The 21,591-nt window shown below is 61.6% G+C and carries 20 protein-coding genes; 13 read left to right on the forward strand and 7 right to left on the reverse strand.

Going from position 1 to position 21,591, the window contains the following annotated elements; all coding sequences use genetic code 11:
• From DCC24_RS05020 to DCC24_RS05045, 6 genes are all read left to right on the forward strand, one after another.
• On the forward strand, positions 1-748 hold a 748-nt coding region (locus DCC24_RS05020), incomplete at its 5' end, for a DDE-type integrase/transposase/recombinase (protein ID WP_199446221.1).
• A 320-nt stretch (positions 749-1,068) separates the two neighbouring features.
• Positions 1,069-2,031 (forward strand): ectoine hydroxylase, encoded by a 963-nt coding sequence (gene thpD / locus DCC24_RS05025; RefSeq protein WP_233491990.1) that lies wholly within the window; start codon positions 1,069-1,071, stop codon positions 2,029-2,031.
• Between the two features lie 176 nt (positions 2,032-2,207).
• The gene (locus tag DCC24_RS05030; protein WP_110098834.1) at positions 2,208-2,921 is read left to right on the forward strand and encodes an NUDIX domain-containing protein; all 714 of its coding nucleotides are present in this window, start codon (positions 2,208-2,210) and stop codon (positions 2,919-2,921) included.
• Positions 2,918-4,210, forward strand: a complete 1,293-nt coding sequence (gene nadA, locus DCC24_RS05035) for a quinolinate synthase NadA (RefSeq protein ID WP_110098835.1) — start codon at positions 2,918-2,920, stop codon at positions 4,208-4,210. Before DCC24_RS05030 ends, nadA begins: the two co-directional genes overlap by 4 nt.
• 10 nt (positions 4,211-4,220) lie before the next feature.
• Positions 4,221-5,063 (forward strand): carboxylating nicotinate-nucleotide diphosphorylase, encoded by an 843-nt coding sequence (gene nadC, locus DCC24_RS05040; protein ID WP_110098836.1) that lies wholly within the window; start codon positions 4,221-4,223, stop codon positions 5,061-5,063.
• Positions 5,060-6,184, forward strand: coding sequence for a cysteine desulfurase family protein (locus tag DCC24_RS05045; RefSeq protein WP_110098837.1), 1,125 nt, complete (start codon positions 5,060-5,062; stop codon positions 6,182-6,184). Before nadC ends, DCC24_RS05045 begins: the two co-directional genes overlap by 4 nt.
• Positions 6,185-6,297: 113 nt before the next feature.
• On the opposite strand, the gene DCC24_RS12035 is transcribed toward DCC24_RS05045, so the two are convergent.
• Complete coding sequence (locus tag DCC24_RS12035) at positions 6,298-6,447, reverse strand: hypothetical protein (RefSeq protein WP_158524600.1); 150 nt, start codon at positions 6,445-6,447, stop codon at positions 6,298-6,300.
• 13 nt (positions 6,448-6,460) lie between these two features.
• Between DCC24_RS12035 and DCC24_RS05050 the strand changes: the two genes are divergently transcribed.
• From DCC24_RS05050 to DCC24_RS05060, 3 genes are all read left to right on the forward strand, one after another.
• Positions 6,461-6,886: a pyridoxamine 5'-phosphate oxidase family protein gene (locus DCC24_RS05050; protein ID WP_110098838.1), complete on the forward strand. Its 426-nt coding sequence runs from the start codon at positions 6,461-6,463 to the stop codon at positions 6,884-6,886.
• 4 nt (positions 6,887-6,890) lie between these two features.
• Complete coding sequence (locus DCC24_RS05055) at positions 6,891-7,517, forward strand: pyroglutamyl-peptidase I (protein ID WP_110098839.1); 627 nt, start codon at positions 6,891-6,893, stop codon at positions 7,515-7,517.
• 103 nt (positions 7,518-7,620) lie between these two features.
• Positions 7,621-8,538, forward strand: coding sequence for an NADP-dependent oxidoreductase (locus DCC24_RS05060; RefSeq protein ID WP_110098840.1), 918 nt, complete (start codon positions 7,621-7,623; stop codon positions 8,536-8,538).
• Here the strand turns inward: DCC24_RS05060 and DCC24_RS05065 are convergent.
• Both DCC24_RS05065 and DCC24_RS05070 read right to left on the reverse strand, forming a co-directional pair.
• Positions 8,535-8,900 (reverse strand): nuclear transport factor 2 family protein, encoded by a 366-nt coding sequence (locus DCC24_RS05065; protein ID WP_110098841.1) that lies wholly within the window; start codon positions 8,898-8,900, stop codon positions 8,535-8,537. The genes DCC24_RS05060 and DCC24_RS05065 overlap by 4 nt on opposite strands.
• Positions 8,901-8,971: 71 nt before the next feature.
• Positions 8,972-9,625, reverse strand: coding sequence for a response regulator transcription factor (locus DCC24_RS05070; protein WP_110098842.1), 654 nt, complete (start codon positions 9,623-9,625; stop codon positions 8,972-8,974).
• Between the two features lie 147 nt (positions 9,626-9,772).
• On the opposite strand from DCC24_RS05070, the gene DCC24_RS05075 reads away from it, so the two are divergent.
• From DCC24_RS05075 to DCC24_RS05090, 4 genes are all read left to right on the forward strand, one after another.
• Positions 9,773-11,122 (forward strand): diaminopimelate decarboxylase, encoded by a 1,350-nt coding sequence (locus tag DCC24_RS05075; protein WP_110098843.1) that lies wholly within the window; start codon positions 9,773-9,775, stop codon positions 11,120-11,122.
• A gap of 63 nt (positions 11,123-11,185) precedes the next feature.
• Complete coding sequence (locus DCC24_RS05080; RefSeq protein WP_110098844.1) at positions 11,186-12,229, forward strand: TAXI family TRAP transporter solute-binding subunit; 1,044 nt, start codon at positions 11,186-11,188, stop codon at positions 12,227-12,229.
• Positions 12,230-12,421: 192 nt separating this feature from the next.
• On the forward strand, positions 12,422-14,494 hold the full coding sequence (locus DCC24_RS05085) for a TRAP transporter permease (RefSeq protein ID WP_233491991.1): 2,073 nt from the start codon (positions 12,422-12,424) through the stop codon (positions 14,492-14,494).
• Positions 14,495-14,599: 105 nt separating this feature from the next.
• Positions 14,600-17,971 (forward strand): HAD-IA family hydrolase, encoded by a 3,372-nt coding sequence (locus DCC24_RS05090; protein ID WP_110098845.1) that lies wholly within the window; start codon positions 14,600-14,602, stop codon positions 17,969-17,971.
• Here the strand turns inward: DCC24_RS05090 and DCC24_RS05095 are convergent.
• The 4 genes from DCC24_RS05095 to DCC24_RS05110 form a co-directional block, all read right to left on the reverse strand.
• Complete coding sequence (locus DCC24_RS05095; RefSeq protein ID WP_208392267.1) at positions 17,901-18,758, reverse strand: metal ABC transporter permease; 858 nt, start codon at positions 18,756-18,758, stop codon at positions 17,901-17,903. The two genes, DCC24_RS05090 and DCC24_RS05095, sit on opposite strands and share 71 nt — an antisense overlap.
• A 69-nt stretch (positions 18,759-18,827) precedes the next feature.
• A complete protein-coding gene (locus DCC24_RS05100; RefSeq protein ID WP_110098847.1) occupies positions 18,828-19,658 on the reverse strand; it encodes a metal ABC transporter ATP-binding protein in 831 nt (276 codons plus the stop codon).
• Positions 19,655-20,590: a metal ABC transporter substrate-binding protein gene (locus DCC24_RS05105; protein WP_110098848.1), complete on the reverse strand. Its 936-nt coding sequence runs from the start codon at positions 20,588-20,590 to the stop codon at positions 19,655-19,657. The genes DCC24_RS05100 and DCC24_RS05105 overlap by 4 nt, the downstream gene beginning before the upstream one ends.
• A gap of 129 nt (positions 20,591-20,719) precedes the next feature.
• A complete protein-coding gene (locus tag DCC24_RS05110; RefSeq protein WP_110098849.1) occupies positions 20,720-21,589 on the reverse strand; it encodes an aldo/keto reductase in 870 nt (289 codons plus the stop codon).
• Between the last annotated feature and the right edge of the window lie 2 nt (positions 21,590-21,591).

A 21,591-nucleotide genomic window follows, 5' to 3' on the forward strand; every position in this document is an offset into this window, starting at 1 on the left:
AGACGAACCAGGGTTTTTCGAAACCGACACGGTGGCCCATTGCGGGCCAACCCTGCAAGGCGAATTCGCCCGCACCCTAACCATGACTGATGTGCGCACCGGGTGGGTGCACCTAGAAGTGCTCCGTCATAACGCCCAAGTGCACATCCTGGCAGGATTGGACCGGGCCGCAGCCGCCATCCCCTATGGGATCGCGGGCTTAGATTGTGACAACGGGTCAGAGTTCATCAACCACGAAGTCATGCACTGGGCTGCTGACCGGTTGATCTTTTTCACCCGGGGCCGGCCGTATCAAAAAAATGATCAAGCCACCGTGGAATCCAAAAACAACCACGCCGTGCGAAAATTTGGGTTTCACTACCGGTACGACACCGCAGATCAACGCGCCATCCTGGCGGCCCTATGGCAGGTGGTGGGTTTGAAACTCAACTACTTCACCGCCACCAAAAAACCCACCGGCTGGACCCAAGACGCCAGCGGGCGGCGCAAACGCCTCTATGACAAACCCAAGACTCCCTACCACCGGCTGCTGGATGCCGGGATCCTCTCCACCGCCCAACAAGAAGAGCTAGCGGCCATCTACCGCAGGATCAATCCAGCCCAGCTGACCCGCCAAATCCTGACCTACCAAGACCGGCTGATCAGCCTGGCCAAAGACAAAACCCTCACCATCGCCGCCGACCTCGACAGCAAGCACCAGGCCCGGCAAAAACGCCGCACCACCGGCATCCGCACCAAAGCCAGCTAACCCAAGTTTTCGCGCTCAAACTAGCTGAGGCACGACACTGCAGCCACGCGACCTCTCGCGCTCACGATCTGTGAGGCACGACTTACCCTTCGCGCTCAGTTTGACATGAGGCACTACGGACCCCAGGGGCCACTGCCCTTTCCCGGCTCACCGCGCAGACTCACCGGGAGCTTCAGCCGCGCCCCAACGGTTGCAGTTCTGGCTATCCCTGCTAGGGTCCACGAGTAGTGGCACTATCAGGCGCCTGCCACACTGTGGCCATCATGGCAACATAACTGAACTCCGGACGACCATGGATCAACATGTAGGAAGGAGAGTACATGACCACCATTGACAAGGCTGACACCACTACTGATTTCTATCCGACCCGCACCGGCGAAGAACCCCGGGTCATTCCTCGCCCAGACCGCGTTGTCCAGGGCACCGCAGAACAAGGCCCGCTCGACGAGCAGACCCTGCAGAGCTTCGACGAGAAGGGCTACCTCACCATCGATCAGCTCATCACCCCCGAAGAACTCCAGCAGTTCAAGGATGAGTTGAAGCGACTCGCCGAGGACCCCGAGGTGAAGCAGGACGAACGGACTGTGGTGGAAGCTAAGTCCAATGAGGTCCGTTCCATTTTCGATATTCACCGTAGCAACGAGGTCTTCAAGAAGATCGCCAATGATCCCCGCCTGGTCGACCGCGCCCGGCAAATTCTCGGATCCGATGTCTACATCCACCAATCCCGGATCAATTACAAGCCCGGGTTTGTGGGTAAGGACTTCACCTGGCACTCGGATTTCGAAACCTGGCACGCCGAGGACGGCATGCCCGGACCCCGGGCTGTGTCGATCTCGATCTCGCTGACCGATAACTATTCCTTCAACGGTCCGCTAATGATCATGCCGGGCTCCCACCAGCACTACATCGTCTGCCAGGGCCAGACCCCGGACGATAACTACAAGCAGTCCCTGGTGATGCAGGGTGCCGGCGTTCCCGACCCACAGATTCTGACCGATTTCGCCGATCGATTCGGCATTGACGTGCTGGAAGGCCCCGCTGGTGGAGCGATTATGTTCGACTCCAACTGCATGCACGCCTCCAACGGCAACGTCACTCCCTACTCCCGGTCCAACGTGTTCATCGTCTACAACTCTGTGGAGAAACCCCGGTGGACCCGCCCTATGCGGCACCGCACCTGCGCCCGGACTTCCTGGGCTCCCGGGACTTCACCCCGGCCGGTAGTCAGGCTTGATCCGCGCAGGCTCCTTACGCCTCCTTGCGCTGACAGTGCACGCTGAAGTTGCCCGCTGAGGGAACTGACGAAAAACGAACCACGACGGCGGCTCGTCCTGAGATGACAGGACGGGTCGCCGTCGTGTCTTAACCCATTTCTTAACCCACATCGACTTCAGGTTGAATTGACCTTATGGGGCCTGTATGGTGTCACTCACCTAACCAGAGGGGGTAAGTCACCATGTCAGACCGTCTTGAATTGGCTGTCTCTACCGTGGTCTTCACGTTGCGTCCGCATCCTGACACCGGGGAACTAACCCTCTGGCTGCCTCTGGTCCGGCGCATCCGCGAACCCTATCAGGGTCGTTGGGCGCTACCTGGCGGGCCCCTAGCTCCCGAGCAGAGCCTCGTGGAATCGGCCCAGACGACCCTGCAACGCACCACCGGACTGAGCCCGCGCCACCTCGAACAGCTCTACGCGTTCGGTGATGTGGACCGCTCCCACAGCGCTGATGCTCTCAGCCACGCCCGCGTGGTCTCCATTGTCTACTGGGCCTTGGTCGGCCAGGATGAGGACGCCGCCTCTGTTGATGGTGACAATGTGGAGTGGTTCCCCGTCGATGAGGTTGCCGACAACGCCGAGCACCTGGCCTTCGACCACGGCGTCATTCTCGACTATGCCTTACATCGGTTGCGCGCTAAGGTCACCTACTCACCGATCGCTCACGCGTTTCTCCCCGAGGAATTCCCACTGGCCCACTTGCGTCGGGTTTACGAGGCCATCCTCGACCGGGCGCTGGACCCCTCTAATTTTCGACGCCAGATTTTGGCCCAGGGCACTGTGGAAGACACCGGACGCCGCCAAACCGGAACCGCCCACCGGCCCCCCAAACTTTATCGTTCCGCCCCGGAACGTTCCCGCTACATACTCACCATCCAGGAGACCGATCAATGACCACACTGTCCATTCATCAGCGAATCAACCTAGCACCGGCCCAAACCTGTCACGATTCCCTGGCAGATGACCCCTGGGCCTTCGATGCCATCCCCGGCTATGGGCCCGGTTCCTCCCAAGACGACAACGTGCCGGGTTTCGCCCCGACGAATGCCATCGCCCGGCCCGGCCAGCTCCCCGAGGCGTACCGGACAATGAACGACGAGGAACTCCACCGCCGGATTCGACAGGCCAAGGCCACCCTGGGAGACAAGCTGGTCATCCTCGGCCACTTTTATCAACGCGACGAGGTCGTCCAGCACGCCGACTTTGTCGGAGACTCCTTCCAACTGGCCAACGCCGCCCTCACTCGCCCACAGGCCGAAGCCATCGTCTTCTGCGGAGTTCACTTTATGGCCGAAACCGCAGACATTCTCTCCACCGCCGAACAGAAAGTGATCCTGCCCAATCTCGCTGCCGGGTGTTCCATGGCCGATATGGCCGATGAGGACTCGGTAGAAACCGCCTGGGAGGACATCGCCGCGGTCTATGGTTTCGACCCGGAGAACCCCGAACCCGATGCCAACGGAAAACTGCCGGTCATCCCGGTGACCTACATGAACTCCTCAGCGGCCCTGAAAGCTTTCTGTGGCCGGCACGGAGGCATCGTGTGCACTTCTTCCAACGCCGCCACCGTGTTGGAGTGGGCCTTCGAACGCGCCCACCGGGTATTGTTCTTCCCCGATCAACACCTGGGTCGCAATACTGCCAAAGCGATGGGCATTCCGCTGGAGCAAATGCCGATGTGGAATCCCCGCCAACCGCAAGGTGGCAATACGGCAGAAGACCTGCAACACGCCAAAGTGTTGCTCTGGCATGGCTTCTGCTCGGTCCATAGGCGCTTCACCGTCGATCAGATCGACAAAGCCCGTCGCGATGCTCCCGGGGTGAAGGTCATTGTTCACCCCGAATGCCCCATGCCGGTGGTCGATGCCGCCGACGCGTCCGGCTCCACCGATGCCATCCACAAAGTCGTTGCCGCCAGCCACCCCGGCGACGTCATCGCAGTGGGCACTGAGATCAACATGGTCAACCGGCTGGCCGCTCAATACCCCGACCGCACCATTTTCTGCCTCGACCCAGTGATCTGCCCCTGCTCGACGATGTACCGCATCCATCCTGGCTATCTGGCCTGGGTACTCGACGACCTGGTGGCCGGCAGGGTCAGCAATCAGATCAGCGTGCCCGAACAGATCGCCATCCCGGCCAAGGTCGCCTTGGACCGGATGCTAGCCGCCAAGCCGAGATGAGGTGACAGACATGAAACCCTCACAGATTGACCGGGTGATCCATATCGCGCTGGAGGAGGATGTACCCTTCGGAGACCTCACCACTCAGGCCTTCGTCCCTGCCACAGCACAGATCACCGCCGAGCTGGTCGCCCGTGAGCCCGGGGTCTTCAGTGGCGGGGAGGTCTTCGTCCGGGCTCTGACCGCGCTGAACCCCGAGGTGGCCGTGGATCTCACGATCGACGAGGGCGCCGAATTTGACCGGGGCCAGGTGCTGGCCGGGATCTCAGGGCCCGCCCGGCCCATTCTGACCTGCGAGCGCATCGGACTGAACCTGGTGCAACGAATGTGTGGCATTGCGACCACCACCGCCGCCTACGTCGCTGCTGTCGCCGGAACCCGAGCCCGCATTGTCGACACCCGTAAAACCACTCCCGGCTTGCGCGCCTTGGAACGCCATGCGGTGCGGTGCGGAGGAGGCCATAATCACCGCTTCAGCCTCTCCGATGCGGTACTGGCCAAGGATAACCACCTGGCTGTGGTTGCCACAGGGGGCCGGGATCTGACCAGCGCGATCCGAGACGCCAAAGCCCAAGTGCCACACACCGTGCACCTGGAAGTGGAAGTCGACCGCCTCGACCAGATCCCCTCCGCCTTGCACGGCGGGGCGGATACCATCATGCTGGATAATTTCTCGCTTCAGGATCTGCATCGCGGTGTGGAACTCATCGCTGGACAGGCCCTGGTGGAAGCCTCTGGCGGGGTGCGGCTCGAAACGGTGGGAGACATTGCCGCCACCGGGGTGGACCTGATCAGCGTGGGAGCCTTGACCCACCACATTCGTGCCCTGGACCTCGGACTGGACTTTTCGTGAGTATTTACCTGGACTACGCAGCTAGCGCCCCACCCCGACCAGAGGTCTTGCGGTCGATGTGGCCTTATCTGACCGGCGCCTTTGCTAACCCCGCGGCCCAACACGAACCCGCCGAAGAGGCCCGGGGTGTGCTGGAAGCGGCCCGACAGCGCCTCGCCAACCACCTAGGTGCCCGACCCTCCGAGATCATCTTCACCTCCGGGGGGACCGAATCCGATAACACCGCGGTCAAAGGAATCTCCCTGGCTGCGCCTCGGGGCCGCCACCTGCTGGTCTCGGCCATCGAACACCCCGCCGTGCGGGAATCCGCTATCTGGTTGCAACGGTTCGGTTATCAGCTCGAGCAACTCCCGGTAGATGCCACCGGTCGGGTGTCCCCCGCGGCCCTGGAGGATGCCCTGCGGGAAAACACCACGCTGGTCAGCATTCAATACGCCAATCATGAAGTCGGCACCGTCCAAGACATTCCCGCCCTGGCAACCGTGGCTGAAAAATACGGGGTTCCCTTCCACACCGACGCCGTTCAAGCCGCCGGAGATCTTCCACTGCAGGTGGATGATCTCGGGGTTCAGGCGATGAGCTTGGCCGGTCATAAACTCGGCACCCCGAAGGGGATCGGGGCACTGTATCTGCGTCGCCGGACCCCCTGCGATCCGCTGATCCACGGTGGCGGTCAGCAACGCGGTCTGCGCTCGGGGACCGAGAACCTCGCAGCAGCCGTGGGAATGGTCACCGGCCTGGAATTGGCCCAGAACGAGTCTGCGGACCTGACCGATCTCCGTGATGCCTTCATCCACCGGGTCGAGGCCGAAATTCCGGGGGCCCAACTCACTGGCCATCGGCACTGCAGGTTACCCGGGCATGCCTCCTTCGTATTTGCCGGCCGGAGCGGGGAGTCGGTATTACTGGACCTGCAGCGCTACGGCATCATGTGTTCCGCGGGGTCAGCCTGCGCTGCAGGTAGCCAGGAACCCAGCCCCGCACTGATCGCCATGGGGTATGGAGCTGATCTTGCTCAGACCGCGGTGCGTTTCACGTTCGGAGCGCAGACCACCGCTACGCAACTAGACCATACCGTCGACCAGCTGGCCAGACTTGTCATACCTGCACCACATCAGTAGCACCTTCGCCCAGGCAATATCGGTTTCTGAGCGGTCTGGACAGTGGCCACGATCGTCACCATCCCTGCCGACTGACGTATCTTCCGGGCCGTGGCACGAGATGTCCTGCTCGGTCAGTTGACCCGTGGGCCGTCAATGCCTTGGTGCAAGCTACCGTACTCCGTGGTCTCCTCGAGGCCGAAGGGACCGATCAGTCCGGGCTGATCGGCCACAGTAGCATGGCCAAGAACCTGGGAGCCGGCACCGACATTGCACCGACACACTAGGCTGGACGCTATGACCGATGCTGTCCGTGGTTTCCTGAAATCCATCCCGGCCATGACCGGTACCGCCCCCGACATTGACCCGGAGGCCTTTCCCAATGACCCAGTCACCGCATTTTTGCAGTGGCTTCGCGCGGCTGTCGACGCCGAGGTCCCCGAACCGCACGTGGTGAATTTATCCACCGTCGATGTCCATGGTGTCCCCGATGCCCGCCCGTTGGTGGTCAAAGATGTCGGCGAGCGCGGATGGGCCTTCTCCAGCACGAAAAGTAGTCGCAAAGGTTCCCAGTTGGCTTACCGTAGCGCGGCAGCGATGACGTTTTGGTGGCCCGCCCAGGTCAGGGCCGTCCGGATCCGTGGCGAGGTGGTCGAGGCCACCCGGGTCGAGTTTTGGCAGGGCTCCCCGGATCGGCACGCCCACCGCACCGAGGTGAGCTAACACCATGACCCGAGTGCTAGTTTCCGGATTCGAGCCCTTTGGCACCATGACCGATAACCCGTCGTGGGAGGTAGCCCACAAAGTGTCACAGGCCGACATCAGCCCGGAGGTCCACGCCGTCTGCCTTCCGGTAGAATTCGGCACTGCCGCTCGCCTGTTGCTCGACCAGGTCGACTCGATCCAACCAGATCTGATCATCGCCGTCGGCCTAGCAGCCGGCACCGAAACGATCCGCCTGGAGCGGGTGGGACTCAACCTGCGCGATGCCCGCATCCCGGATAACGCCGGGTTCCAACCGGTGGATCAGCCCATCGATCCCCACGGGCCCACCGCCGTGTTCTCCACATTGCGGTTGAAAGCCGCTCATTCTCGCATGCGTGCCATCGATCTGCCGGTCCAATTGTCTCTGAGCGCTGGCAGCTTCGTGTGCAATGAGGTGCTCTACTCCTTACTCTCAGCCGTCACACAGTGGCCCACCCCGGTTCCAGCCGGATTCGTCCACGTGCCCTATCTTCCTGACCCAACCGTTCCCGTCACCATCGACCAAGCCGTGGTAGCACTACAGATCCTGATCGACGAATCCTTACGCCCGGAACCCGATGAACCCCTGATCGGCGGGGCCCTGCACTAGGAACGCACGAGAAACGCGTCGCCCCAGGGGCGTTTCCCGACGTGGGGCGCGCCACCATCCGACAGGCAGGAATATGCCAACAAGGTCGGCTGTTATGCGAAGTATGCGTGCAATGACTTACTTCAAATACGGCGAACCTCATACCCTTGAACTTCACGATGTACCGACCCCCAAAGTCGCGCCCGGTGCCGTGCTGATTCGGGTTCAGCGCGCAGCGGTCAACCCGGTGGACTGGAAGGTGATGAGTGGCGGTCTGGATGCCATGATAGACACCTTCTTCCCGGTGACCCCAGGCTGGGACGTCGCCGGTGTGGTCGAAACAGTCGGCCCCGATACCCCCGAGTTCAAACCGGGCGATAGCGTGGCTGCCTACGGTCGCAAAGACTTTATCCAGGGTGGTACCTACGCCGACTATGTGGCCCTGCCGGCAACCTCTGTGGCGCCCATCCCCGACGGGGTGGATCTCGACACTGCCGCCGGCCTTCCCCTCGCCGGATTGACCGCCCTGCGTAGCCTCGACACCATTGCGGTCTCCGGCGACGATACCGTACTGATCCACGCTGCCTCTGGTGGCGTGGGCCACCTGGCCGCTCAGCTGGCCGTGGAGCGTGGCGCCTCGGTGATCGGCACTGCCTCGGCGGCCAACCATGAACGTCTCCGCGAGCTAGGCGTACAACCGGTCGCTTACGGTGACGGTCTCGAGGACCGCGTCAAAGAACTCGCCCCCGAGGGAGTCACTGCCGTGCTGGACTTCGTCGGTGGCGTGCGCGACGAAACGCTCGCGGTCCTGACCGAGGGTGGCCGGCACGCTTCCACCGCCGACCCATCCGTGGAAGAAGCGGGAGGCCACTGGGTATGGGTCCGTCCCGACGGCGCTCGCCTCCGTGAGCTGTTGGAGAAGGTCGACCAGCAGCGCCTCACCGTCGACATCGACACCACCTACCCGCTGGAACAAGCCGCCGAGGCGATGGAACACAACCAGCGCGGTTCCCGCGGGAAGATCCTGCTCCACGTCAGCTAAACCGCAGCCCGGTAAAAATATGACGTGCGGTTGGCGATGGTGCCGTCCTCGTTGAACTCCCAGAAATCAGCGAAGCCTTCTTCAGCGGCACGACCGTCTTTGAGCACACCGTTGAACACCCCGCGAGAACTGGCTCGCAGGCCGTCCACCAGCACCTCGGTGATGGTGTGCTCCCCAGACTCAATGACCCGTTCGGTGCGGTAAAATTCCGCGATAGCCGGGCCCACCAACGGGTCATAGCCGGGTCGGTGATAGGTCGCATCCGTGGCAAACAGGGCCGCGGTGGCCTCCGGGTCCCCGGCATCTACGGTGCTGTAGTAGCTTCTCACCAGATCTTCGGTGTTCCGTGGTGTGGCAGTCATGCCTGTGGTTGTCCTTTCCCGTTCGTAGTGTTTCTTGTCGTACGAGTCTTTTCAGCTCGTCCTCAAGCCTCTCACCGGCTGACTCGGTTGCTTTGCACCACCACATCAGCCATCAGCTCTTTCCGATCCCGGTAACCCAGCTTGTGTAGCACCCGGGATACATGCGATTTCACTGTCGATAACGAGATCACCAACTTCCGGGCGATCTCCTCATTGCCCAGCCGTCTGACCATCAACCCGAGCACTTCGGTTTCTCGTCGAGTCAGTGCGGCCGACTCCAGCACATCGGTGATGATCTCCGTGAACTGTGCCCCCGCCAGTGGCTCAGCCCACACCCGCTGGCCGGCCAATGTCGCCCGCACGGTATCCACGAGCGCCTGCGGCGACTGATACTTCACCAAATAACTATCGGCCCCACTAAGATAGGCCAGCCCGATCTCCTCGGCCGAAAAATAACTACTAAAAATCAGCACCTTCGTGCCCGGGCGACGTTCCTTGATCCGCTGCGACAGCCCCAACCCGGCCAGCTCCCCGCCTAAACGCATGGGTACGATCACCAAATCTGGGTTTTCCTGGCCGATCATCTTCAGCGCTTCACGGCTCGAGCTGGCTTGAGCGACCACCTGCAGATCTGGCTCATCGGAGAAAATATTGATCAGCCCGAGTGCGACCACAGGGTGGTCTTCCACCACCATCAGCCGAGCCTGTCTCGATGCCGAATCCATACGATCCTCCGTCACCTCGGGTTCATACCACCTTCACGCAGAGATAAATCATCCTTTAAGGATGATGTATGATCTGTAATTTGTATCATATCCTGCCAACAACTGATGTCTTGATCACTCACCCCGCGGGGAAAGGAAAACACCACCATGTCGTTACTCGCTCGTGATCGCCACCGGATCATTTCCGAGGCCCGCGACCAGGGCCTGCTGGATCCGGATACGGCACCGATCGCAGCGTTTATCGACTGGGACTCGGTGCGCACCGGCGTCGATGAGCTCTTACACGCTTTCCCCACCCATGTGCCGGTTTCTCACTGCTTCGCGGTCAAAGCCAACTCGATTCCCACCGTGGTCTCCGCCCTGGTACAGATGGGGCTGGCCACCGAAGTTGCCTCCGACGGTGAACTGGCCGTGGCGCTGTCCACCGGCATCGATCCCGGCCGGATCGTGTTTGATTCCCCGGCCAAAACTCGTCGCGAACTAGCTTCTGCCCTCCAGCTGGGCGTGTCGATCAATATCGACAACTTCCAGGAGTTCGAGCGCATCCGCGAGCTGAAAGACCAGATCGAGTCCACCTCCCAGCTGGGCTTCCGCGTTAACCCGCAAATCGGAGCCGGCAGTATCAAAGAGATGAGCACTGCCTCCGATTACTCCAAGTTCGGGGTCGCGCTGAAGACCGGCACCAACCGGCAGGATCTCATCCAGGCCTATCTCGATCACCCGTGGCTGAACCAGTTGCACTGCCACGTGGGATCTCAGGGCATGTCTTTGGACTCGATGGTTACCGGCGCCAAGCTACTGAGCGAACTGGCCACCGAGATCAATGAACGGGTCGGTCGCACCCAAGTTCACACCCTCGATATTGGCGGTGGGCTCACGGTGAACTTCGGTTCCGATGAGCGTACCCCCACCTTCACCGATTACGCACATCTTTTGGCCGAACACGCACCGTTGCTGTTCAACGGTGAGTTCACCGTCAAGACCGAATTTGGTCGCTCGATTCTGGCCAAGCACGGCTTCATCGCCTCCTTCGTGGAGTACACCAAAAACGCCGGCGATCGCCGGATCGCGATTTCCCACGCCGGAGCTCAGGTCGCCACCCGCACCATTTTCATGCCCGCCGCCTGGCCCTTACGCGTCGAAGTCCTCGACCCCACCGCGGCACCGCGTGATCCACAGCGCACCCAGCAACATGATGTAGCCGGCCCGTGCTGTTTCTCCGGCGATGTGGTTGCCCACCGCATCCAACTCCCCCGCGTCGAACAGGGCGACATCCTGGTCTTTCCCGATACGGGGGCCTACTACCCCTCCAACCCGTTCAGCTATAATTCCCTGGCCCAACCCGGCGTCTACGGAGTCACCGGCCACGAGAGATTCACGGTCCTGCGGGCACCGCGCGAAGACCCCAGCCTGTTTTCCCCAGACTGGCCCTTGCGTTTGGATCAGGGCGGGACGAACCAACCGATGGCCCACAGCTGGCCGGCGGCACTGCTCTGAGAACTGAAGACCCCTCACACTATTCCGAATTGTCCACTCACCTCACACCATAGGAGAGAACTCATGAAAGCATTCACCTCGCTGAAAGTGGTGGCAGCCACGGCAGTGGCCGCCTTGGCGCTGACTGCCTGTGGCGACGAAGGCGGTAACGGTGGTGGCGGCGACGCCGAATATACCCAGGACATCACCTTCGCCACCGGCTCGTCCTCCGGCGTGTATTTCCCGCTGGGCAACGAGTACGCCAACGTCATCGGTCAGAACACCGATCTGAGCTTGGACGCCATCGAAACCGATGGGTCCGCCGACAACATTGGTCGTATTAACAACGGTTCTACTCAGCTGGGCTTCTCCCAGAACAACACCGCCCAGGAAGCCATTTCCGGCACCGGCCAGTTCGAGGGCGCTGAAGGCGGGATCGAGAACGTGGCCTGGATCGGTCAGCTCTACCCCGAAGCCGCTCAGGTGATCACCCTGGAAGGCAACGGCATCGACACCATCTCGGACCTGGAGGGTAAGCGAGTCGGCATCGGTGCCCCCGGCTCCGGTACCCGCGCTGTGGCCCTAGAGATCCTGGAAGCCTACGGCCTGGAAGAGGGCGACTATGAGGCCTATGAAGAAGGTTTCACCGAGGGTCGTTCCCTGCTACAGGATGGCCACATTGACGCCTCCATCGAAATTCTGGGTGTTCCGGCGGCCAGTCTGCAAGAACTGGCTTCCACCAATGATGTGAAGCTGGTCTCCCTGGATCAAGAAGAAGCTGACGCCATCGCCGGCGACACGCTGTTCGAGACCTACACCATCGAAGCCGGCACCTACGACTTCGTCGAAGACGATGTGCTCACCGTGACCGTCTACGCTGCGTTGCTGGGCTCCACCAGCCAGATCAGCGAGGACGATGCCTACGAGCTCACCAAGACTGTCTACGAAAACGCCGATGATATTTCCTTACCCCAGGCTGATCTGATCAACGCTGAAGACGGACTGCTGGGCGTGGGGGATATTCCGGTTCACCCCGGTGCTCAGAAGTACTTCGACGAGGTCGGCGCCTCCGCTAACGGTGGCGACAGTAGCGATGACGCTGACGAGGCCGGGGCAGACGAAGAGTAAACCACCCATCGACCATTCACCACCGGGCCATCAACGACCAGCCTGTTTCCCGCAACCGGGCGGTTGGCGTTGATGGCCCGGCGTGGCCGATACCGGTCACCACCTCATCATTCACGCTCATACAGTGCTCTCGAGCACTTGGTACATCGTCGACACCACTGACGATCAGGTTTCAGTCTGAAGGGATACGCCGTGGCGCAACAACCTGACCCCTCCTCCACCCAGGAACAGCAACCCTCCGCTGTTCTCACCGCCGCAGAAGTCGAAGCTCTGCAACAAGGCCAGAGCGACTCCGCGGCCAACGCCGAGGCCGCCGAACAGGTCCTGCGCGAACACGACGTCGCCGCCCGCTACCGGCTCAACAGCGAAATGGGCCTGTGGCGCATTCTGGTCTTTATCGTCGGCGCCTGTCTGACCATCTTCCAGCTCTATACCGCACTGGCCGGTTCCCGCCCCATCCTGATCCAAGGTGCCATCCACGTCGGATCGGCCATGGCGATGATTTACCTGCTGTATCCGATCCACAAAAAGCTTGGCATCAAGGCCAACACCCGGTCCTGGGCGTACTTCACCTCCCTGGGGGTGGATACGATCCTGGCTCTGGGATGTCTGGCCGTCTTCGGGTACCTGGTCTACCGCTACGACTACATCACCGGCGTCGACGTGCAACTGTTCGGCTACTCCAACCTCGATACCTTTGTCGCTGCCGCCGGTATCATCCTGATCCTGGAAGCCACCCGCCGTTGCGTGGGTCTGCCGATCGTGATCATCGCGATCTGTGCGTTGCTGTACTTCTGGCGCGGCGATCTCGTTCCAGTGTTCGACCACGCCGGCTCTTCCCTGGACAATGTGGTCGAACAGACCTTCTTCACCACCCGGTCGATCTTTGGCACCCCGATCCAGGTGTCTTCGACCTTCGTGTTCTTGTTCCTGCTCTTTGGTGTGCTACTGCTGAAGACCGATATCGGAGCCTATTTCAACTCGCTAGCCACCAAACTCACCGGCCGGTTCACCGGCGGTCCGGCCAAGGCCGCGGTGGTGGCCTCGGCCATGCAGGGTACTGTCACCGGTTCCTCGGTGGCCAACACCGTGGCCTCCGGTTCCTTCACGATCCCGCTGATGAAACGCATCGGCTTCAAACCCACCTTCGCTGCTGCCACCGAGGCCACCGCCTCCACCGGTGGTCAGATCATGCCCCCGATCATGGGTGCCGCGGTGTTCATCATGGCCGAATACACCGGGATCCCGTATCAGACCATTATCGTGATCGCCATTGTCCCGGCGGTACTGTACTTCCTGGGTGCGATGCTCTCGGTGCACTACGAAGCCAAGCGGTACAAGATCCGCGGTCTGGACTCCGATTATCTCCCGGCATGGAAACTGCTGGCCCGTAAGGTCGACATGTTGCTACCGCTGGCGGTAATCATCGGGCTGATGCTGGCCGGTCGCACCCCGGCCAATGCGGCCCTGTGGGGCCTGGCAGCCACCTTGATCATTTCGTTGTTGCGCGCCTCGACCCGGATGAACCTCAAAGAACTCGTGCTGTGTTTGGAAGACGGCGCGAAGGCAGCCCTGCCGGTGATCGCCGCCTGCGCTTCGGCAGGAATGGTTGCCGGCACCGTTAACGCCACCGGGCTAGGGGGTCAGATCTCCAATGGGATCCTCACCCTGGCCGGCGGGAGCTTCCTGTTGGTGTTGGTCTATACCGCGATCGCCTGCCTAGTGCTGGGCATGGGGTTGCCTACCACCGCCAACTATGTGGTCACCGCCTCGGTGGCCGCCCCGATCCTGATCGAAACCTTTGATGTGCCCGTGCTGGCCGCCCACTTGTTCGTGTTCTACTTCGGACTGCTGGCCGATATCACTCCACCGGTGTGTTTGGCCGCCTACGCGGCCTCCGGTATCGCCGGCTCCAACCCGCTGGTCTCGGGCGTTACCGCCCTGCGTGTAGCCATCGCCGGGTTTATGGTGCCGTTCGTCTTCGCCTTCGAGCCCGCTTTGCTCTTCCAGGGCGACGACGGGATCCTGACCTTTTTGCGCACCCTGGTGTTCGTGATCATCGGGATGACCGCCCTGGCAGCAGCCACGGCCGGCTACTTCCTCGACCGGTCTCACTGGTGGGAATCGGTGGCCCTGATCGCCGGCGGTATTCTGCTGATCTTCCCCGAGATCCTCAGCTCGCTGGGTGGGTTCGCCGTGATCGCGATCGTGGCTGGGCTACAGATCTGGCGCCGGAAGAACACCAAAAACGCCCTCACCACCTAAGCGCACCGGCAGATCCGGCTGTGAACATCATCACGGCACACCACAACCCACCTGGCGCACGGCAGTTCTTCCGCCAGGTGGGTTGATTGACCCTACGATGGAATCATGCATCCACTGAGCACCTCGAATCAGGTCACCTCCTCTGTTGGACGTCACGGACTGCGTCACTATCGTGGCGTGATCTTCGATATGGATGGGGTGGTTACCAAAACCGTCCAGGTTCATGCCGAAGCGTGGAAGAAACTGTTTGACCAAGCCCTGCCGGCGGTCGGCCAGCTGGAGATGAACCGCGAGGTCGTCATCGCCGACCCCAACCGGTTGCGAGAGTTCGATCGTGACTCCGACTACCTGCAGTTCGTCGACGGCATGCCCCGCGAGGATGGCGTGCGTAACTTTTTTGCCTCCCGCGATCTGTCCGTACCCGAACGCGCCCACATCGGTGAGGACGCCGAAACTATCACGCCCGAAGCCGCTGCCGATTTCGAGGGCGAGCTCACCGTGCAAGGACTGGCCGAGCTCAAACAGTCCTTTTTCGACAAGGTGCTGGCCTTAGACGGTGTGGAGGTCTTCGCCGACGCCACCGAGGTGCTCGACAAACTCCGCCACGAGCGGATCCCCACCGCGATCGTCTCCTCCTCGCGCAACGCGCCCAATGTGCTCACCGCCGGTGGCGTGATCGACTACTTCGATGTCATCGTTGACGGCAACACCGCCTTAGCCGAAGATCTCGAGGGCAAACCGGCCCCGGCCATGTTCTTACGGGCAGCCGATGAGATGGGGCTGGAACCCGAAGATATGGTGGTGCTCGAAGACGCCGTTTCCGGAGTCACCGCTGCTACGGCCGGAGAATTCGGCCTGGTGATCGGGGTCGATCGGCTACAGGATCCCGGCCGACTGGCTGAAGCTGGCGCCCACATCGTCACCGACGATCTGACCTCGCTGAAACTCGACCGTCGCGTCACCCACGATATGGACTCCCGCTGGGTGCTGAACTTCACCGGCTACGAACCCGAGAATGAGGGCACCCGTGAGGCCCTGTGCACCCTGGCGAATGGGTATTGGGGCACTCGTGGCTCGGTGCCGGGCACCCTGGCCTCCGAGGTACACTACCCCGGCTCCTACGCCGCTGGAGTGTTCAACCGACTCACCACCGACCTGCAGGGTCACGTGGTCGAAACCGAGCACATGGTCAACCTGCCCGACTGGACCTATGTGACCATTACCGACGACCAGGGCACTCTGCTCTCCCCGACGAACCCGTCGCTGAGCCTGGAAGACTACCACCAACATCTGGATCTGCGTCGCGGGCTGCTGAGTCGCACCATCCGTTACCGCACCGCCTCGGGCCGGATCACCGAGGTCACCACCCGCCAGTTCCAGTCCATGGCCGGGGAGAACCTGGCTGCCATGCAGATCAAGATCACCGCCGAGAACTGGTCCGGTCGGGTCCAGGTCCGCTCCGGGATCAACGGCCGGGTGGCCAATCAGAACGTCACCGACGATCTACAGCTGGCCAACCGTCACTGGGAACCGGTCACCGCCGAGACCTTGGACCCCGAGACGGTACTACTGGAAACCGTCACCTCCCAATCTCAGGTGCATGTTGCCATCGCCACCCGCACCCGGCTCACCCCGGGCTCACCGGGATCCAGCGCGCACAGCGCCGAGTACTCCCCGGAGCTCTCCCGCAATCTGATCACCGGCGCCGATGAGCTGACCATCGGCCACGAGATCGACCTGCAGGTCACCGCGGGCGAAAAACTCTCCCTGGAAAAGATCGCAGCGATGACCACCTCGCGTGATCACGCGATCTCCACCCCGGCGATCAACTCCAGCAAACGGATCAACCGGGTGAAAAGTTTCCGCGATCTGCTGAGCTACCACGAGAAGATGTGGGGCGTGCTGTGGTCGAAATTTGCCGTCGAGATCGACTTCGGTCGGCCCATCGACATTACCCGCACCGCCCCGGTGGACACCATGGCCTCCGACCGGCCGCTGTTGCGCCACCAGCTGGCGTTGAACGTCCACACCTTCCATGTGCTGCAGACCGTGTTCGGTAACCGTGAAGAACTCGATGCCTCGGTGCCGGCCCGTGGGCTACACGGTGAGGGATACCGTGGGCACCTGTTCTGGGATGAGCTCTACATCCACCCGATGCTGATCCTGCGCCGGCCGGAATACACCCGTGGGCTGTTGCTCTACCGCTACCGCCGGCTGGGTGAAGCCCGCGCCATGGCCGCCGCCGAAGGCTACGACGGGGCGATGTACCCCTGGCAATCCGGCTCCGACGGCCGAGAAGAGACCCCCACCGAATTGTGGAACCCCCGTTCGCAGATGTGGATGCCGGATAATTCCCACCGGCAACGCCACGTCTCACTAGCGATCGCCTACTCGGTATTGCGCTACCTGGAGGCGACCCACGATGAGTCCTTCCTCTCCGACTACGGGGCCGAAATGCTGGTCGAGATCTGCCGGTTCTTCGTCTCGCTAACCAGCTATGATCCCGCCACCGACCGGTACTCGATCCACGGGGTGATGGGACCGGATGAGTACCACGACGGCTACCCCGATACCCGCGGATCCGGACTGAGCAATAACGCCTACACCAACATGTTGCTGGCGTGGGTGTTGCAATCCACCATCGAGTGGTTGCGCTATCTGGAAAAGCGCAACGACCCGGTCGGCAACTGGCTCGACCTGTTTGTGGAAGAAGTTGCCTCCTGGGAAGATGTCGCCTCGAAACTCACCGTGCCCTTCATAGAGGTCTCCGGCCGACACATTATCGCCCAGTTTGAGGGTTACCAGGACCTCTTGGAATTCGATTGGGAGGGCTACCGGGCCAAGTACGGCAATATCGGACGGCTGGATCTGATTTTGCAGGCCGAAGGTGATACCACCAACCGGTATAAGCTCTCCAAACAGGCCGATACACTGATGCTGACCTACCTGTTCTCGGCCGAAGAGCTCTACGACATGCTCTCCCGCCTGGGCTACGAGTACACCGTCGAGGACCACGAGGCCACCGTGGACTACTATCTGCACCGCACCTCCCACGGCTCCTCACTCTCCCGGCTGGTGCACGGCTGGGTGGCGGCCCGGATCGATCGGTCGAACTCCTGGAAGCTGTTCACCGAGGGGATGGAAGTTGATCTCTCCGACACGCAGGGCGGCACCACCCGTGAGGGCGTGCACCTGGGCCTGATGGCCGGCAGTGTGGATATGGTGATCCGTGGCTACGCCGGGGTCGAGACCCGTGGCAACATGCTCCGGCTGAATCCGCAGCTGCCCGAGGAGCTACCCGGTGTGAAATTCTCGCTCCTGGTCCAGCGCCAGCCGCTGGTCGTCGAGCTCACCCACGAACGCGCCGAGCTGACACTCCTCGACGCGGCCTCGCACCCGCTGGATGTCATCGTTCAGGACCAGCAGCAGCAACTTGCGCCGGGTCAGACGTGGAGCGTTGAACTTGTCGATGCCTGACCCAGCGGGTGATCAACCCCTGGCGCGGGGCGAAGAAGTACACCACCGCAAACACCAGCCCCTGCAACAGCACCACCAGCCCACCTGGGGAGACATCGATCCAGTAGCTGGCATACAGTCCCGCCACCGAGGCGAGCGCTGATATCGTCGGGGCGATGATCAACATCCGGGAAAATCGGTTGGTGAGCAGATAGGCCGTTGCCCCGGGGATGATCAGCATCGCCACCACCAGGATGACCCCGACCACCTGCAGGGCGACCACCGCGGTGAGAGCTAATAGCCCCAGCAAGATGGCGCCCAACAACCGCGGGTTGAGTCCGATGGCATGCGCGTGTACCGCATCGAAGGCGTATAGCGTCAGATCCCGCCGTTTGAGCAACAGCACCGCCAGCGCGATCGCAGCCAGAATGATGATCTGCGTCAGATCAGCCGGGGAGACCCCGAGAATATTGCCGAAAATGATGTGGCCCAGGTCCGTGTGGGACGGCGTCACCGAGATGAGCACGAGTCCCAGGGCAAACAGTGTGGTGAACACGATCCCGATCGCGGCGTCTTCCTTGACTCGCGAGGTGCCGTTGACCACCCCGATCAGTACCACCGCCAGCACCCCGAAGACCAGGGCCCCTACGGCGAAAGGTGCGCCCAGAATGTAGGCGATCACCACACCCGGTAGCACCGCGTGGGAGACTGCGTCCCCCATCAGCGACCAGCCGATCAGTACCAGCCAGCAGGACAACAACGCACACACCACCGCGGCGGTCACCGTGGTGATCAGTGCCCTGACCATGAACTCGTACTGCAACGGTCCGAGCAACAGCTCCGAGAGGTATTCGAAAAGGTTCACCGATCCATCCCTCTAGTTGATCCCCTCGCGTTCATCCCCGTGAGTTGCTGTCCTGGAACCCGAATCCTGGAGCCCGAAGGCTAGGGCTAGTTTTTCGGGCGTGAGTGCTTCGGCCACCGGGCCGTGGAATAACACCCGACGCATTAACAGCACCGCGTCATCGGCCAACTCCGGTAGCGCGTGCAGATCGTGGCTGGAGACCAGCACGGTGCGCCCTTCGGCTGCTACCTGTCGCAACAGGGCCACCATGGTGGCTTCGCTGCGCTGATCCACTCCGGCGAAGGGTTCATCCAACAACATGATCTCGGCCCCCTGGGCGATGCCACGGGCCACGAAAGCGCGCTTCTTCTGCCCGCCGGAGAGTTGCCCAATTTGCCGGTCAGCCAGATCACTCAGGTGCACCTGTTCCAGGGCCGCATCCACCGCGGCGTGATCATCGGGTCCGGGGCGTCGGGTCAAACCCATGTGCCCGTATCGGCCCATCATCACCACCTCGCGCACGCTGATCGGAAACGCCCAATCCACCGCTTCGCTCTGGGGGACATAGGCCACCGTGCCGTGTTTACGCGCAACCTGCGGGGAATCGCCGCCGATCAGCACCCGCCCCGTAGTCGGCCGGATCAGCCCCATGATCGTTTTGAACAGCGTGGACTTCCCCGAGCCATTCATACCCACCAGACCGGTCACCCCCCGGGTCTCCAAGACCAGGTTCACCCCGCTCAGCGCGGTCACCTCCCCATAGTGCACGCTCACGTTGCGCACCTCGAACGCAGGCTGTGCTGTCCAGCCGGGCGAGTTACCTGAACCAGAGGAGGTCTCCGGTGTGGCATCGGGTGGGGTCATGCAGCGTCTTCGCCTTCCTCAGTCAGCGCGGCCGTGATGGTCTGCGCATCGTGGCGGAGCAGATCCAGGTAGGTCGGCACTGGGCCGTCCTGTTCCGACAGTGAGTCAACATACAGCGTACCGCCGAACTCGGCGTCGGTGGCCGACACCACTTGTTGCATTGCTTGATCGTTGACCGTGGACTCGCAGAACACCGCCGGCACATCGTTGTCGGAGACAAACTCGATGGTGTCAGCAATCTGCTGCGGGGTCGCCTCTTCTTCGGCGTTCACCGGCCAAATGTAGTCCTCGGTCAATCCGGCATCGGCGGCCAAATAGGAGAACGCGCCCTCACAGGTCACCAGAGCCCGCTGCTGTTCGGGCACCTGGTCTAGTTCGGCGATCAGCTCGTCTTGAATATCCTGTAACTCTTCCTTATACGCTTCCGCATTGGCCTGATAGTCCTCGGCGTGATCGGGATCCAGTTCTCCAAACGCCTCGGCCATATTGTCCACGTACACCTGAGCCAGCTCCGGGCTCATCCAGGCGTGCGGATTCGGTAGTCCTTCCCCGGCGTCTTCGGTAATATTCAACGGCTCGATCCCCTCGGTGACCACCACGTGGTCGGCATCAGCATCGGCGACGAACTGCTCGAACCACACCTCGAGATTCAGTCCATTGTGCAGAATCAGATCTGCCTCACTGGCTTTCGTGACGTCGCCGGGAGTCGGCTCATAACCATGAATCTCGGCACCAGGCTTAGTGATCGATTCGACCTGTAGGTGTTCGCCGGCCACATTATCGGCCATATCGGCCAGCACCGTGAACGTGGTCAGGACCACCGGCTGGTCTCCCTCAGCTTGGTCTCCCGGCGCGTCCAGATTGCAGCCGGTCAACGCGGTACTCGCTACGACTCCCGCGGCCAGCGCGGTGACCACCCGTGATCTCTGCATGCTTCTCCCTTAACCTGTGGGGATCTGTCGTGCTGTCATCTCAACACAACACCACACTCTGTTGTTGCGGCGCATCCCATCATATAGTTCGGTATGCCGTAGTTGCAACAACGCCACCTCGTGAAACATCTAGAACTCCTCGTGGGTGCGTGGGTCCTGTCCCGATATCCGGCCCCGGGCCAGGCCATCGATCTGGTCCATCTCTTCCGGGGTCAGCGTGAAGTCCAGGGCCAGATTGTCCCGCTGATGCTCCGGTGAAGACGAAGCCGGCAACGGAATCGCATCGTGTTGGATATGCCAGCGCAAAATCACCTGGGCCGGCTTAACCTCGTGTGCCCCAGCGATCTGGGCGATCACCGGCTCCTGCATGATCGCAGTCCCCCGCCCCAACGGCGACCAGGACTCAGTGACGATATGATGCTCAGCGTGGAAGGCTCGCTGGTCGGCCTGCGGAAAGTACGGGTGCATCTCGATCTGGTTGATCTCTGGCATCACCCCCGACTCGGCATGCAGCCGCAATAGGTGCTCGGGCAGAAAATTCGACACACCAATCGTGGTGATCAGCCCTTGGGAGCGCATTTCGATCATCGAGTGCCAGGTCTCCACATACCGGTCCAGTCGCGGTAGTGGCCAATGGATCAAGGCAATATCGATATGGTCGAGCCCGAGCCGTTCCAGGGACGTTTCGATCGACTGCCGGGCGGTGTCATAACCGTGACATCGCCCCGGGATTTTGGTGGTGATCACCAGATTCTGCCGGGCCACCCCGCTGGCGCGCACAGCGGCTCCAACATCGCGCTCATTGTCGTAGCGTAGCGCGGTATCGATCAGCCGATAGCCGTGTGCAATCGCCTGTTCGGTGGCAGCCTGATACTGCCGAGACTGCACCAGCGTGCCAAATCCGATCCCGGGGATCGATCCGCCATCGCTGAGTCGGTGCCAGGGAATGGTCGTGTGCTGTGGTGCGTGATCGGGTGGTGTGGGATCATTGTCAACCATGT

It is taken from the genome of Auritidibacter sp. NML100628, assembly GCF_003185985.1.
Lineage (GTDB): Bacteria > Actinomycetota > Actinomycetes > Actinomycetales > Micrococcaceae > Auritidibacter > Auritidibacter ignavus.

What these genes read in the sequence shown, in the direction of transcription:
- thpD (WP_233491990.1), top strand. Translation starts at nt 1,069, where the DNA reads ATGACCACCATTGACAAGGCTGACACCACTACTGATTTCTATCCGACC.
- DCC24_RS05030 (WP_110098834.1), top strand. Translation starts at nt 2,208, where the DNA reads ATGTCAGACCGTCTTGAATTGGCTGTCTCTACCGTGGTCTTCACGTTG.
- nadA (WP_110098835.1), top strand. Translation starts at nt 2,918, where the DNA reads ATGACCACACTGTCCATTCATCAGCGAATCAACCTAGCACCGGCCCAA.
- nadC (WP_110098836.1), top strand. Translation starts at nt 4,221, where the DNA reads ATGAAACCCTCACAGATTGACCGGGTGATCCATATCGCGCTGGAGGAG.
- DCC24_RS05050 (WP_110098838.1), top strand. Translation starts at nt 6,461, where the DNA reads ATGACCGATGCTGTCCGTGGTTTCCTGAAATCCATCCCGGCCATGACC.
- DCC24_RS05055 (WP_110098839.1), top strand. Translation starts at nt 6,891, where the DNA reads ATGACCCGAGTGCTAGTTTCCGGATTCGAGCCCTTTGGCACCATGACC.
- DCC24_RS05060 (WP_110098840.1), top strand. Translation starts at nt 7,621, where the DNA reads ATGCGTGCAATGACTTACTTCAAATACGGCGAACCTCATACCCTTGAA.
- DCC24_RS05065 (WP_110098841.1), bottom strand. Translation starts at nt 8,900, where the DNA reads ATGACTGCCACACCACGGAACACCGAAGATCTGGTGAGAAGCTACTAC.
- DCC24_RS05070 (WP_110098842.1), bottom strand. Translation starts at nt 9,625, where the DNA reads ATGGATTCGGCATCGAGACAGGCTCGGCTGATGGTGGTGGAAGACCAC.
- DCC24_RS05075 (WP_110098843.1), top strand. Translation starts at nt 9,773, where the DNA reads ATGTCGTTACTCGCTCGTGATCGCCACCGGATCATTTCCGAGGCCCGC.
- DCC24_RS05080 (WP_110098844.1), top strand. Translation starts at nt 11,186, where the DNA reads ATGAAAGCATTCACCTCGCTGAAAGTGGTGGCAGCCACGGCAGTGGCC.
- DCC24_RS05090 (WP_110098845.1), top strand. Translation starts at nt 14,600, where the DNA reads ATGCATCCACTGAGCACCTCGAATCAGGTCACCTCCTCTGTTGGACGT.
- DCC24_RS05095 (WP_208392267.1), bottom strand. Translation starts at nt 18,758, where the DNA reads ATGGTCAGGGCACTGATCACCACGGTGACCGCCGCGGTGGTGTGTGCG.
- DCC24_RS05100 (WP_110098847.1), bottom strand. Translation starts at nt 19,658, where the DNA reads ATGACCCCACCCGATGCCACACCGGAGACCTCCTCTGGTTCAGGTAAC.
- DCC24_RS05105 (WP_110098848.1), bottom strand. Translation starts at nt 20,590, where the DNA reads ATGCAGAGATCACGGGTGGTCACCGCGCTGGCCGCGGGAGTCGTAGCG.
- DCC24_RS05110 (WP_110098849.1), bottom strand. Translation starts at nt 21,589, where the DNA reads ATGGTTGACAATGATCCCACACCACCCGATCACGCACCACAGCACACG.